The sequence below is a fragment of the Pseudoalteromonas mucoides genome (assembly GCF_049257175.1).
GTDB lineage: Bacteria > Pseudomonadota > Gammaproteobacteria > Enterobacterales > Alteromonadaceae > Pseudoalteromonas.
In genome coordinates, this window is sequence record NZ_JBMMUC010000006.1 from 114639 (window position 1) to 127533 (window position 12895).

The window sequence follows — 12895 nt, forward strand, 5'->3', positions numbered from 1 at the left end:
GTGAGAGTGTTTTTATTATGGTTACATAGTGCCAATTAATCATGAAATGACTTAATTGGCAAATCGACCAAGGTATTAGCTGTTATTATTCAATACCGCTTTTAAACGGTTCTGTACTTCTTCGACTAATAAGTCAGGTTGGAACTTAGATAAAAACGCATTACAACCGACCTTTTCAACCAGAGCTTGGTTAAAACTACCGCTTAAAGAAGTGTTAAGCACAACATGTAAGTTTCTTAGGCGTGCATCGTTACGAATTTCATGCGTTAAGCGGTAACCATCCATCGCGGGCATTTCAGCATCGGTGATCACCATCAATAGGTCTTGCTCTACGTTATCGCCGCGATCTGCCCAGCTTTTCAGCATATTTAATGCTTCAAGGCCATTACTTGCTGGGATAATTTCAATACCCAACTGAGAGAGGGTGTCACTCACTTGCTTGCGTGCGGTGGGGGAGTCATCTGCGTGGAGGATTTTACGGCCGGCAAACTCACTTACTATGCTTTTATCGAGTATTTCATCTGATATTTGTACTTCATATTCGACTATTTCAGCTAGCACTTTTTCTACATCGATAATTTCAACTAATTGCTCTTGGCCATCTCTTTGAATTTTTGTCAGCGCTGTTAAATAGTGATTTTTACCCACAGACGTTGGTGGTGGCATAATATCTGACCATGTCATATTAACTATTTGGTCAACCTTACCAATGAGAAACCCTTGCACCGTGCGGTTGTATTCAGTAATAACCAAATTACTATCTTCGATATTTTTAGCCGCAGGCATGCAAATAGCTTGGCGTAAATCGATGACTGGGATTGATTCGCCGCGAATATTAGCCACACCAGATATTTTAGGGTGAGCGTGAGGAATAATATTTAAATGAGGTAGCTTTACTACTTCTTTTACCTTAAATACATTTAGCGCAAATAAGTGGCGGCTGTGTAAATAAAATAACAGTAACTCAAGACGGTTTTCACCGACTAGCTGGGTTCGTTGATCTACAGAAGCTAATACACCCGACATAATACATCCGTCTTTAAAGTTATAATGCAATTATAGCTTACACTGTTCTAGTGTAAAAATGCATCCTAGAAATAATCTTCTTTATCTAAACATTGTCATCAATAACGCATTACAGTAACTTAATGGCTAGATGAACAGGAACTATTAAGTGGTGGTATGCCTTTTATATTTAAACGAATTTTTCTATTGGTAAGAAACCATATAGATCAAGTGAGTTGGCAAGCGGTAGCTTTAGCAACACTGCTACATATGACATTAACTTGGCTGCTGTTATTATTTGCAGGTGAATCAGTACTTACGCCAGTTAGCACTTTTGTGTATTACTATATAGTGACCACATCAACGGTAGGGTACGGTGATTTCAGCGTTAGCACAGATTTAGGTCGCTGGATTGTTGCATTATTACAAATCCCATTTGGGTTAGCTTTATTTGGTGTTCTGTTAGGTAAAACAGGGCAAACAGTTACATATTTAATTAGGCGTGCTATGACAGGTGATAAAAGTTTTTCGCATTCTAACAACCACATTATTATTTTTGGTTGGCATCAAACGCGTACAAAAAAGATGATTGACTATATTTTGGCTGATCAAAAACGCACTGATAGACGAATTTTACTCGCAGTAACTGAGCAAATGGAACATCCATTTCTAACCAATGAGCATGTTGATTTTGCGCGTTTAAGTAGCTTTACCGATTGTGAGCAGCTGGAACGGGTTGCAATAAAACACGCCGATAAGATTATAATTGATGGCCAAGATGATAACCAAACCTTTACCACAGCGTTACGTATTAGCAAGTTGGTGAAAGAGGGTTGCCATATTAGCGCGCATTTTAACGATGAGAGTAAAGTCGAAATGCTACTAGAGCACTGCCATAACGTGGAGTGTTCAAGTGCAAAATCAGCTGAGATTCTAGTGCGTTCAATGCAGGACCCAGGTTCGAGCCGAGTGCAAGAGGAGTTATTATCAACCCTTCATGGTGATACACAGTTTAGCTTGGTTATTCCTGATAATTTAGCGCAAATGGAATTTGGGAAGTTATTCCATCATTTTAAACATGATCACGATGCAATTTTGCTTGGTGTAGCACATAACCTAAGTGCTAAAAATATGGATTTAAACCCGCCGCTTAACTACCCAGTAAACAGCGGTGATATTTTACATTATATTGCGATTGACCGGGTGTTAAATAACGAAGTTGACTGGCAAGAGTTGGCAAAATAATGGATGAAATTGCGTTTTTACTTCTGATCTTAAGCGCTTATATTTTACCTGTGGTGTTAGTGCTTAATAGTAAGCGTACGCAAGGGCATGAAAAAAACGGTTGGCTAATTGGCATCATTTTCTTTTCGTGGCTGGGACTTATTATGTATTTTGCGATTGTGCCAAAGCATGGTCATAAAAAGAAAGGCCTAAAGAAAAAGGCCTAACTTAATATGCAGATGTACTATCGCGTTATTTTAGCTGTTTGAGTTTATGATCAATTAGTGGATCTTCTGGTGCAAGTTGTTGCGCTACTTCAAGCAGCTTTATGGCATCATTCGGATGCTCATTTTGATGTGTTATTGCCACATCAATCAGTGGTTGCACATCAATTTTATCTTTTTGCTCTTGCATATGAGCCTGTTTTTCATCAATTAAGATATTATGTGCGGTGCTGAGCAGCTCAAGGCGATGCTCCGAGTGAGCATTTGCTCTATTAAGGCATTGGTAATAATCTTCTTTTAAACGCAGAGTTTTGGTTTGTAATCTAAACTGTGCAATATCAAGTTGTTGATGGCGAATAAAATCAACAGCCACCTGTTTGTAAAAGCCAAATTTGTTCAAGTAACTTGCATGTGTGCCATGACCCATACCAAATACGCGTAAATGAGTGAGCTGTGGGTAGCGCTTAGCATGTAGGCGGTCGATATGATTGGTAGGATCGTAAATGATATAGCCCTTGGCATGACCTAAATCGAGGTCATGGTAATCGCTATTCCAATCAAACTGTTGTGCTATATCTGTGCTTGAGCGGTCATCCCAAGGCGCTATCGCTTGATTTTTGGTACTAACTGGATGAAAAAGTAATACTTGATCTAATTTGAGTAATTTAGCGAAAGCACCTACAGCAAAGCCACCTCGGCTGAGTCCATAGCCTAAGCGTTGATTGAATGGTTCAAGTAGCAGTGCAAGCTGCTCCAAAAAAAAGATTAAATCGCGGCTTCTAAACCAATTACTTCTTCCAAGATGCTGAAACGAAATAATATTTACATTTTGTTTTTTCGCCAAATTATAGCCCCATGGAGCAAACGCTTCATGGAGATCATGCTCTTGGTAATTTGTGCCAGCTGGAGAAAATGTAAAAAGAAGAGGTTTTTTGAGATCTGTGAAGTGGTACTTTACAAAAATATCGCCAAGTAAATCACTGCCAGACATAGGCAGCTTACTTTGTTGTTCATCGCGGGGGTGAGTTAACCATTCATCAAGCCAATACAGTAGTTTCATTAATCCCCCATAAAAAATTCGGCCGAGATCATAGCAAACTCAAGCAAAATGGGTCAAACGTTGTCGTTAATTTGCCATACTGATGATTTCATCCCAATCATTTTGAGTGACGGGCATTACTGATAAACGGTCGCCTTTTTTTAGTGCGATGTCAGTAATGGCATCATTGTCTTTAATCGCTTTAAGGCTAACTAATTTATTTAAATGCTGCTGATAAGTTACATCAACAACCATCCAGAGTGGATTATCTGTTGTTGCTTTGGCATCGTAATAATCACTGCTTAAATCAAATTGAGTTGGATCAGGGTAGGCCTCACGAGTTACGGCGGCAATACCTACTACGCCTACATGTTTACAACTTGAATGGTAAATCATCACTAAGTCGCCGAGCTTTACGTTATCACGTATAAAGTTACGGGCTTGATAGTTACGCACACCTTCCCATTGCGTTGTTTTTTGTGGTGCATTTTTTAAATCAGCAATCGAGAATGCATCAGGTTCGGTTTTAAATAGCCAATAAGCCATTGTTATCTCCCTAAGATTTACATAATTATAGTCTATAGTATTATGTGAGCCTTGTCGGGATTGAGGATATAAAAATGAGCCAGGTTTTAGATGATTTATTGTCGTTATTAGCACTAGAAGAAATTGAACAAGGCTTGTATCGCGGGCAAAGCCAAGATTTAGGTTTTGGTGCTGTATTTGGTGGGCAGGTTATGGGGCAAGCGCTTTCTGCAGCCAAAGAAACCCTACCGCAAGGGCGTATTGTTCATTCTCTACATTCTTACTTTTTACGCCCGGGCGATGCCGCAAAGCCAATTGTTTACGATGTTGAAACAATTCGAGATGGCAAAAGTTTTAGCACGCGACGGGTTAAAGCAATTCAATATGGCAAACCTATTTTTTACATGACAGCCTCGTTCCAAGGGCTTGAAGAAGGATTGTCGCACCAAGCAACTATGCCTGATGTGCCCCAGCCTGAGGAACTTAAATCTTCGCTGGAATTTTACCAAACAAATGCCAGTCATATTCCAGAGGCGATCCGTAATAAGTTTATCCGTGAAGTGCCGATTGATATGCGCCCAGTAACCTTTCACAATCCATTTAAGCCTGAGGCGATGGAACCAGTTAAGCATATTTGGTTTAAAGCCAATGGTGATATGCCTGATGATCAGCGTATTCATAATTACCTATTAGCGTATGCGTCAGACTTTGAATTTTTACCGACTGCGTTGCAGCCGCATGGTGTGTCGTTTATGCAGCCAAATATGCAGGTTGCAACGATTGACCATGCAATGTGGTTTCATCGTCCGTTTAGACTTGATGACTGGATTTTATATACCATTGATAGCCCAAGCGCGAGCTCGGGGCGTGGTTTAGTGCGTGGGCAGTTTTTTGACCGTCAAGGCAACTTAGTTGCCTCAACAATTCAAGAAGGTGTCATGCGCCAGCGCTAATATATTAACTGCGAGGTCAAAGGTAAATTCTACCTAACCTCGCTTAGTCGTTACTTTGACTCTGTACGATATCGGTTATCGATTGCCAAATGCGAGCCGGTAATAATGCTTTAAGGTGCATATAGAGCTCGCATAGTTCATTACTGCCTTGTAAACCGTTCTCGGACTCGCTGATCAAACCTTGCTCTCTCAAGTTGCTAATAAACCCTACTAGCACTTTTTTATCGAAAAACTCAGGGCTTTTTATGCCATGTAAAGTACCGAGGCGCTGAGCTAGCACCTGGCTTTCACGTTCTAATTCTTCGCGTTCAATACCTGAACTCGTTTGTATAAAGCCAATAGCAATGGCATAACGCTGTAAAGTTAAGCTAAGTGCGCGGCCAAGCATTTCGAGTTTTGCTAGGCAGTCATTACTGTTGGTGATTTTTATATTATCTCCATCAATTTCAATCAGCTCTTGATCAACAAAACTTGCCAAAATACGGGTGATGTAGTTTTCGTCTAATTCATGTAAAAACCATTCTTTAGCAAACAGAGGGTAAAACTGACTAATAAGGTTTTTACATTCACTCAAAGTGGTTTTGTGGCTTTTGAATATATGTAAGGCGAGCAAACTTGGCACTGCAAATACATGCAAAATATTATTACGATAATAATTAAATAACGTCTTTTCTTTATCGTTGATAGCGATTATCTCGCCAAACTCATCACTTATTACATCAAATTTGTTGAGTTTGAGGGCATGATTTAATAATTCTTGTGCACTGTCATCAGGTGCACTTACTTTTTCGCTATAGCGAGCGTTACGCTGCAGATGTAAATAAAAATCAAGCTGGGCTAAAAGTTTAGGCTTGCTCAGTGCTTGTTTATCATTAACCAGTAAAATCATCGCCAGTAAATTAACGGCATTGAGTGCGGCGGCACTATTGATATTAACCATGACTTTATCAGCAAGGTTGGCTACTTGCGGCCCTAACCATTGTGGTTTTTGTATATCGGTAGGGTGAATCGATTCGCGCCAATCAGGTTGATGCTCATTTAAATACTGGTTAATAGAGATTGGGTCACCGAAGTTTAAATTACCGCGACCATAGTTTTTTAAATTTTTAATGGCTTTGAAAATACCAAAAACTGACTCACCTTTTTTATCATTGCCAGCAAGCTCTTTCAGGTAGGTATTTATCTCCATGACATGCTCATAACCAATATATACCGGCACAATAGAAATAGGTCGGTCTATTCCACGCATCATAGCTTGCAGTGTCATTGCCAGCATGCCTGTTTTTGGTGGTAGTAGGCGCCCAGTTCGGCTGCGGCCGCCTTCAGTATAAAATTTTACAGAATAACCTTTAATAAATAATTGGCTTAAATATTCTTTAAATACCGCTGAGTAAAGTTTATTACCGGCAAAAGAGCGGCGAATGAAAAAGGCACCACTGCGGCGGAATATACCACCGGCCGGGAAAAAATTAAGGTTTATGCCCGCAGCTATATGTGGCGGGACTAAGCCTAAGTGGTAAATAGAGTAGGTAAGCAGTAAATAATCCATATGGCTGCGATGGCACGGCATGTAAATTATTTCATGGCCTTTATTCGTTAGATCATGCAGTTGCTCGGTGTATTTAATATCAATACCGTTATAAAGCTTATTCCATAACCAAGTTAGTACACGTTCCGCAACCCGAATAGTTGCATCACTATAATTAGCGGCAATTTCATCAAGTAGCTTTAAAGCGTTTTGCCTTGCTTGGTCATGGCTAATGTTTTTTTCTTTTGCTTCTGTTTGAATGGCTTTTTTTATGGTTGGTGAAGCTAATAACGAATTAAATAGTTGTTCACGAGAGGGCATTTTTGGCCCTGTAGCCGCAAGTTTTTGTCGACGAAAATGAACACGCGCTACACGCAATAGTTTATGAGGCAGCTCATCAACGTCTGCTTTTTCATTAACCAGTAATGACAAATCTAACGGTTTGCTAAAACGCACAAAATTATCGCGACCAGAAAACAGTAAAACAAAAAACTTACGAAACCAACTCGGTGTTAGAGAGTGCGACACGAGCGTGCCTAATCCAGGCTTTTCCTTACCTGGGTTACGGCCCCACAAAATGGTTACAGGGATAACTTGTACATTCTTTTCATCGCTCGCGATGAGCTGATCAATAATATGCTTACCTTTTTGTAAAGCGTCCGTTGGTTTTGCTTTATCTCCAAACAAAGGTGGCGGATTTTGTAGGCCTATAAAGCGATCAAGCTCTGCACTGCCTAATAACTGCTGTTCAGTAGGGTTTGGTAATCCGTACTTTTTACATACGCGAGCAAGTGCAGCTAAATCAGACCGTGCATTGAGCTTAACTATATAAAAGGTAGGGTATGCCGGATTAAGGCCGTATTGTTCAATAGGGTTCTCAGGGAGAACTTTGCTTTTTACAAGCAAACGATTCATCAGCATCGAGAAGAAGTTTAAACAATAATTAAAAATACGCATCAACTCACCAAAGTTAGGGGGTAAAAAGCAAAATAAGCGCAGATAATACCAAGTAATAACAGGACTGACCATTTATAGCAGTATTTAAGCTCTTCTATTATAGCGGATACTACTTTGAGTTTGTTGTATTTTTAATGAACAATTCAATGTCTGGTAAGGATTATTGAAATAGTTGTTGCATTTATCACCAATATCACTATAATACGCAGGCTTTCAAAATTCCCCCGGGAACTTGGAAGGAACATTAAGCTTGGATTTCAAGCTAATAAAACAGGAGTTCCGATTTGGAACTCAACGTAGATATAAATCAACAACCGGCATCTTAATTATTAAGATTGTTTCGGTCGTTTTTTTATGCTCTTTTAAATGCTCTTTATATTGAGGTTTAAGAATGTCAAATCAACGCATTCGTATTCGCCTAAAAGCTTTTGACCACCGTTTGATTGACCAATCAACGGCGGAAATCGTGGAAACTGCGAAACGCACTGGCGCACAAGTACGTGGTCCAATTCCACTACCTACACGCTTTGAACGTTTTACTGTACTTACTTCACCGCACGTTAATAAAGATGCGCGTGATCAGTACGAGATCCGCACCCATAAACGTCTGATCGACATCGTAGAACCAACTGACAAGACTGTTGACGCTCTTATGCGTTTAGATCTTGCTGCTGGTGTTGATGTTCAAATCAGCCTGGGTTAATCGGAAGATTAGAGAGGTTTTAGGAAAATGGCATTAGGTCTAGTCGGTCGTAAAGTGGGTATGACACGTATCTTCACTGAAGATGGTGTATCTATCCCTGTGACAGTTATTGAAGCGACACCTAACCGCATTGCTCAGATCAAATCTGAAGCAACAGACGGTTATAACTCACTTCAAGTAACCGCAGGCACTAAAAAAGCAAGCCGTGTAAACAAAGCAGCAGCGGGTCATTTCGCTAAAGCTGGTGTTGAAGCGGGTCGCGGTCTGTGGGAATTCCGCCTAAATGGTGGTGAAGGCGATTTTGAAGTAGGCGCTGAGCTTACTGTTGAATTATTCAACGAAATCAACAAAGTTGACGTAACCGGTACTTCTAAAGGTAAAGGTTTCCAAGGTGGTGTTAAGCGCTGGAATTTCAGCATGCAAGACGCTACACATGGTAACTCTCTATCTCACCGTGCTCCTGGTTCAATCGGTCAAAACCAATCACCTGGTAAGGTGTTTAAAGGTAAGAAAATGGCCGGTCAAATGGGTAATGAGCAAGTAACAACTCAGAACCTAGAACTAGTTCGCGTTGACGCTGAGCGTAATTTGCTTTTAGTTAAAGGTGCAGTACCTGGCGCTATCGGCGGTGACGTTATCGTTAAACCAGCTGTTAAAGCATAAGTCCTGGAGATTTAGTGATGGAATTAGCAATTAAAGACGCTTCTGGCGCTCTTGAAGTTTCTGAAGCTACTTTTGGACGTGAGTTTAACGAAGCATTAGTACACCAAGTAGTTGTTGCATACGCAGCAGGTGCTCGTCAAGGTACTCGTGCTCAGAAGACACGTTCTGAAGTAAGCGGTGGTGGTAAAAAACCATGGGCTCAAAAAGGTACTGGCCGTGCACGTGCTGGTACAATCCGTAGTCCAATTTGGCGTTCAGGTGGCGTTAGCTTCGCAGCTAAACCACAAGACCACAGCCAAAAAGTAAACCGTAAAATGTACCGCGGTGCGATCAAAAGCATCTTATCTGAATTAGTTCGTCAAGAGCGTTTAATCGTTGTTGAAAGTTTTGGTCTTGAAGCACCAAAAACTAAAGAACTAGTTTCTAAGCTTAAAGAACTTGAGCTTAAAGATGTTCTTATCGTGACTGAAGAAGTAGATGAGAATCTATTCTTATCGGCACGTAACCTGTACAAGGTTGACACGCGCGATGTAGCTGGTATCGATCCTGTAAGCTTAATCGCTTTCGACAAGGTACTTATTACAGCTGCTGCTGTTAAGCAACTTGAGGAGACGCTAGCATGATCCGTGAAGAACGTCTTTTAAAAGTGATCCTTGCTCCACATATCTCTGAAAAGAGCACAATTGCTGCTGAAGAAAACAACACGATTGTTTTCAAAGTAACAAATGACGCAACTAAAGCTGAGATCAAATCAGCTGTTGAGAAGCTTTTTGAAGTGGAAGTAACTGGTGTTCGCACACTAAACGTTAAGGGTAAAACAAAACGTACTGGCATGCGTTTCGGTCGTCGTAGCGACTGGAAGAAAGCTTACGTTACTCTTAAAGAAGGTAGCGAGCTAGACTTTGTCGGCGGCGCCGAGTAATAAGGGGAGTTAGAATTATGGCACTTCAAAAGTGTAAACCAACTTCTGCGGGTCGTCGTCACCTAGTTAAAGTGGTTAACCCAGATTTACATAAGGGTAAACCTTACGCACCACTATTAGAGAAAAACTCTAAATCAGGTGGTCGTAATAACAATGGTCGTATTACGGTTCGTCATATCGGTGGTGGTCATAAGCATCATTACCGTTTAATCGATTTTAAACGTACTAAAGATGGCATTCCAGCCACTGTTGAGCGTTTGGAATATGATCCAAACCGTAGCGCAAACATCGCTCTTGTATTATATGCAGACGGTGAGCGTCGTTACATCATCGCACCTAAAGGCTTAAAAGCTGGCGATGCAATCCAGTCTGGTGTTGATGCACCAATCAAGCCTGGTAATGCATTACCTATGCGTAATATGCCTGTAGGTTCGACTGTTCACAACGTAGAATTAAAACCAGGTAAAGGTGCTCAAATCGCACGTTCTGCTGGTGCATACGTTCAAATCCTTGCGCGTGATGGTCAATACGTAACATTACGTCTTCGTTCTGGCGAAGTACGTAAAGTACAATCTGATTGTCGTGCAACGCTTGGTGAAGTAGGCAATGCTGAGCATATGCTTCGTTCACTTGGTAAAGCAGGTGCAAATCGCTGGCGTGGTATTCGTCCGACAGTTCGTGGTGTTGCCATGAACCCGGTAGATCACCCACACGGTGGTGGTGAAGGTCGTACATCTGGTGGTCGTCATCCTGTGTCTCCATGGGGTAAGCCTACTAAAGGTGCTAAGACGCGTAAGAACAAGCGTACGGATAAATTTATAGTACGTCGTCGTACTAAGTAATATTGAGGAATAGCCATGCCACGCTCTCTCAAGAAGGGTCCTTTTATAGACCTACACTTGCTGAAGAAGGTAGAGAAAGCTTTGGAAAGCGGTGAAAAGAAGCCAATTAAAACTTGGAGCCGTCGTTCAATGATCATACCTAACATGATCGGATTGACCATTGCTGTCCATAATGGTCGCCAGCATGTACCAGTTTTCGTTTCTGACGAAATGATCGGTCACAAACTAGGTGAATTTGCACCAACTCGCACTTACCGTGGCCATGCTGCGGATAAGAAAGCGAAGAAACGCTAAGAGGGGAATGATAAATGCAAGCATTAGCTAAACATAAATTCGCCTCTGGTTCGGCGCAAAAAGCTCGTCTAGTTGCAGATCAGATCCGCGGACTACCTGTCGATCGCGCTCTAGAAATCCTGGCGTACAGCCCGAAAAAAGCGGCTGTATTAGTTAAAAAAGTACTTGAGTCTGCTATTGCTAACGCAGAGCATAACGAAGGTGCTGACATTGATGAGCTTCGCGTAAGCACGATTTTTGTGGACGATGGTCCTACAATGAAGCGTATTATGCCACGTGCTAAAGGACGCGCAGACCGCATCCTTAAGCGTACAAGCCACATCACTGTTGTGGTTTCAGATAGCTAGGAGTATAAGTAATGGGACAAAAAGTTCATCCTACTGGTATTCGCCTAGGTATATCTAAACCTTGGGTTTCTACCTGGTACGCGAGTTCTAAAGATTTCTCTGATCAGCTTTTTGGCGATCACAAAGTACGTACTTTCCTTACAAAGGAATTAAAAGCGGCTTCTGTGTCTAAAATCGTTATTGAGCGTCCAGCAAAATCGATCCGCGTAACAATCCACACGGCTCGTCCGGGTGTTGTTATCGGTAAAAAAGGCGAAGACGTTGAAAAGCTACGTCAAGCGGTAACTAAGATCGCAGGTGTACCTGCTCAGATTAATATTTCTGAAGTACGTAAACCAGAATTAGATGCACAACTAGTAGCAGACGGCATTGCCTCTCAACTAGAGCGTCGTGTTATGTTCCGTCGCGCTATGAAGCGTTCGGTACAAAATGCAATGCGTATCGGTTCTAAAGGGATCAAAGTTGAAGTTAGCGGTCGTCTTGGCGGCGCAGAAATCGCACGTTCAGAATGGTATCGTGAAGGTCGTGTACCTCTACATACTCTTCGTGCTGATATCGACTACGCAACTTCTGAAGCCTTAACCACTTATGGTATCATTGGTGTTAAAGTTTGGATCTTCAAAGGCGAAGTTATTGGTGGTTTACCACTAGTACAAGAGCAAGAGAAGCCAGCTAAACGCGCACCAAAGAAAGCCAAAAAAAGTGCTAAGTAGAGGTAGCGAGTAATGTTACAGCCAAAACGTACAAAATTCCGTAAAACGCACAAAGGCCGCAACCGTGGTCTTGCGCAAAACGGTAACAAAGTAAGCTTCGGTACTTTCGGTTTGAAAGCTACTGGTCGTGGCCGCATGACTGCTCGTCAAATCGAAGCAGCTCGTCGAGCTATGACACGTCACGTCAAGCGTCAAGGTAAAATCTGGATCCGTGTATTCCCAGACAAGCCAATTACAAACAAACCGCTTGAAGTTCGTATGGGTAAAGGTAAAGGTTCTGTTGAATATTGGGTTGCTGAAATTCAGCCTGGTAAAGTACTTTACGAAATGGAAGGTGTTTCTGAAGAGCTTGCTCGTGAAGCGTTCAACCTTGCTGCACGTAAATTACCATTCAAAACAACTTTCGTAACTCGGACGGTGATGTAATGAAAGCTAGCGAACTAAAAGACAAAAGCGTAGAAGAGCTTAATGCTGAACTTCTAGGACTTCTTCGTGAGCAGTTTAACCTGCGCATGCAAGCAAGCACTGGTCAGTTAGCTCAAACTCACACGCTAAGAACAGTACGTCGCGATATCGCGCGTGTAAAAACAATTATTAACCAGAAGGCAGGTCAATAATGAGCGATAAAATCCGTACTCTTCAAGGCCGTGTAATCAGCGACAAGATGGAAAAATCTTTCACTGTTGCTATCGCACGTTACGTGAAGCACCCAATCTATGGGAAATTCATCAAACGTACGACTAAGTTACACGTACATGACGAAAGCAATACAGCTCAGGCTGGTGACGTAGTTACTATCCGCGAGTGTGCTCCTATTTCTAAGAATAAATCTTGGACTTTAGTAGACGTTGTTGAGCGTCCAAAGAAAGCTTAATTTTTAATTAAGTTTACTTTATTAAAAAGCCCTGGCATTAGCCGGGGCTTTTTGTTTGTAAAGAACCCCGAAAATACGTAAG

18 protein-coding genes are annotated in these 12895 nt (G+C 41.5%); 14 read left to right on the plus strand and 4 right to left on the minus strand.

The window, feature by feature from the left end:
* Positions 1 to 75: 75 nt before the first annotated feature.
* Positions 76 to 1026 carry a chemotaxis protein CheV gene (locus tag AAEU30_RS08710; RefSeq protein ID WP_421960184.1) on the minus strand — a complete coding sequence of 317 codons (951 nt, stop codon included), beginning with the start codon at positions 1024 to 1026 and terminating at the stop codon, positions 76 to 78.
* A 156-nt stretch (positions 1027 to 1182) separates the two neighbouring features.
* On the opposite strand from AAEU30_RS08710, the gene AAEU30_RS08715 reads away from it, so the two are divergent.
* Positions 1183 to 2250, plus strand: coding sequence for a potassium channel family protein (locus AAEU30_RS08715; RefSeq protein ID WP_421960185.1), 1068 nt, complete (start codon positions 1183 to 1185; stop codon positions 2248 to 2250).
* Positions 2250 to 2456: a PLDc N-terminal domain-containing protein gene (locus tag AAEU30_RS08720; protein ID WP_087532563.1), complete on the plus strand. Its 207-nt coding sequence runs from the start codon at positions 2250 to 2252 to the stop codon at positions 2454 to 2456. Before AAEU30_RS08715 ends, AAEU30_RS08720 begins: the two co-directional genes overlap by 1 nt.
* A 25-nt stretch (positions 2457 to 2481) precedes the next feature.
* Here the strand turns inward: AAEU30_RS08720 and AAEU30_RS08725 are convergent, their stop codons facing one another.
* Both AAEU30_RS08725 and AAEU30_RS08730 read right to left on the minus strand, forming a co-directional pair.
* Positions 2482 to 3513 carry a cytosolic protein gene (locus tag AAEU30_RS08725; RefSeq protein ID WP_421960186.1) on the minus strand — a complete coding sequence of 344 codons (1032 nt, stop codon included), beginning with the start codon at positions 3511 to 3513 and terminating at the stop codon, positions 2482 to 2484.
* Between the two features lie 66 nt (positions 3514 to 3579).
* Complete coding sequence (locus AAEU30_RS08730) at positions 3580 to 4038, minus strand: EVE domain-containing protein (RefSeq protein WP_421960187.1); 459 nt, start codon at positions 4036 to 4038, stop codon at positions 3580 to 3582.
* Between the two features lie 74 nt (positions 4039 to 4112).
* On the opposite strand from AAEU30_RS08730, the gene tesB reads away from it, so the two are divergent.
* A complete protein-coding gene (tesB, locus tag AAEU30_RS08735; RefSeq protein ID WP_421960188.1) occupies positions 4113 to 4970 on the plus strand; it encodes an acyl-CoA thioesterase II in 858 nt (285 codons plus the stop codon).
* 43 nt (positions 4971 to 5013) lie between these two features.
* Here the strand turns inward: tesB and plsB are convergent, their stop codons facing one another.
* Positions 5014 to 7455: a glycerol-3-phosphate 1-O-acyltransferase PlsB gene (plsB, locus tag AAEU30_RS08740; protein WP_421960189.1), complete on the minus strand. Its 2442-nt coding sequence runs from the start codon at positions 7453 to 7455 to the stop codon at positions 5014 to 5016.
* A 391-nt stretch (positions 7456 to 7846) separates the two neighbouring features.
* On the opposite strand from plsB, the gene rpsJ reads away from it, so the two are divergent.
* Genes rpsJ through rpsQ form a run of 11 tightly spaced genes read left to right on the plus strand, consistent with a single transcriptional unit; the run spans position 7847 to position 12813 of the window.
* Positions 7847 to 8158, plus strand: coding sequence for a 30S ribosomal protein S10 (gene rpsJ / locus AAEU30_RS08745; RefSeq protein ID WP_002957900.1), 312 nt, complete (start codon positions 7847 to 7849; stop codon positions 8156 to 8158).
* A gap of 27 nt (positions 8159 to 8185) precedes the next feature.
* Positions 8186 to 8821: a 50S ribosomal protein L3 gene (gene rplC / locus AAEU30_RS08750; RefSeq protein WP_058561417.1), complete on the plus strand. Its 636-nt coding sequence runs from the start codon at positions 8186 to 8188 to the stop codon at positions 8819 to 8821.
* A 17-nt stretch (positions 8822 to 8838) separates the two neighbouring features.
* The gene (gene rplD, locus AAEU30_RS08755; RefSeq protein WP_058561416.1) at positions 8839 to 9444 is read left to right on the plus strand and encodes a 50S ribosomal protein L4; all 606 of its coding nucleotides are present in this window, start codon (positions 8839 to 8841) and stop codon (positions 9442 to 9444) included.
* On the plus strand, positions 9441 to 9743 hold the full coding sequence (rplW, locus tag AAEU30_RS08760) for a 50S ribosomal protein L23 (protein WP_016709050.1): 303 nt from the start codon (positions 9441 to 9443) through the stop codon (positions 9741 to 9743). The genes rplD and rplW overlap by 4 nt, the downstream gene beginning before the upstream one ends.
* A gap of 17 nt (positions 9744 to 9760) precedes the next feature.
* The gene (gene rplB, locus AAEU30_RS08765; protein WP_004588688.1) at positions 9761 to 10585 is read left to right on the plus strand and encodes a 50S ribosomal protein L2; all 825 of its coding nucleotides are present in this window, start codon (positions 9761 to 9763) and stop codon (positions 10583 to 10585) included.
* Between the two features lie 15 nt (positions 10586 to 10600).
* Positions 10601 to 10879, plus strand: a complete 279-nt coding sequence (rpsS, locus tag AAEU30_RS08770) for a 30S ribosomal protein S19 (RefSeq protein WP_004588689.1) — start codon at positions 10601 to 10603, stop codon at positions 10877 to 10879.
* A gap of 14 nt (positions 10880 to 10893) precedes the next feature.
* Positions 10894 to 11226: a 50S ribosomal protein L22 gene (rplV, locus tag AAEU30_RS08775; protein WP_087532558.1), complete on the plus strand. Its 333-nt coding sequence runs from the start codon at positions 10894 to 10896 to the stop codon at positions 11224 to 11226.
* An 11-nt stretch (positions 11227 to 11237) separates the two neighbouring features.
* Positions 11238 to 11939, plus strand: a complete 702-nt coding sequence (gene rpsC, locus AAEU30_RS08780) for a 30S ribosomal protein S3 (RefSeq protein WP_004588691.1) — start codon at positions 11238 to 11240, stop codon at positions 11937 to 11939.
* A gap of 12 nt (positions 11940 to 11951) precedes the next feature.
* On the plus strand, positions 11952 to 12365 hold the full coding sequence (gene rplP, locus AAEU30_RS08785; protein ID WP_054206129.1) for a 50S ribosomal protein L16: 414 nt from the start codon (positions 11952 to 11954) through the stop codon (positions 12363 to 12365).
* A complete protein-coding gene (gene rpmC / locus AAEU30_RS08790) occupies positions 12365 to 12556 on the plus strand; it encodes a 50S ribosomal protein L29 (RefSeq protein ID WP_004588692.1) in 192 nt (63 codons plus the stop codon). Before rplP ends, rpmC begins: the two co-directional genes overlap by 1 nt.
* Positions 12556 to 12813, plus strand: coding sequence for a 30S ribosomal protein S17 (gene rpsQ / locus AAEU30_RS08795; protein ID WP_058561414.1), 258 nt, complete (start codon positions 12556 to 12558; stop codon positions 12811 to 12813). The genes rpmC and rpsQ overlap by 1 nt, the downstream gene beginning before the upstream one ends.
* The last annotated feature ends 82 nt before the right edge of the window (positions 12814 to 12895 follow it).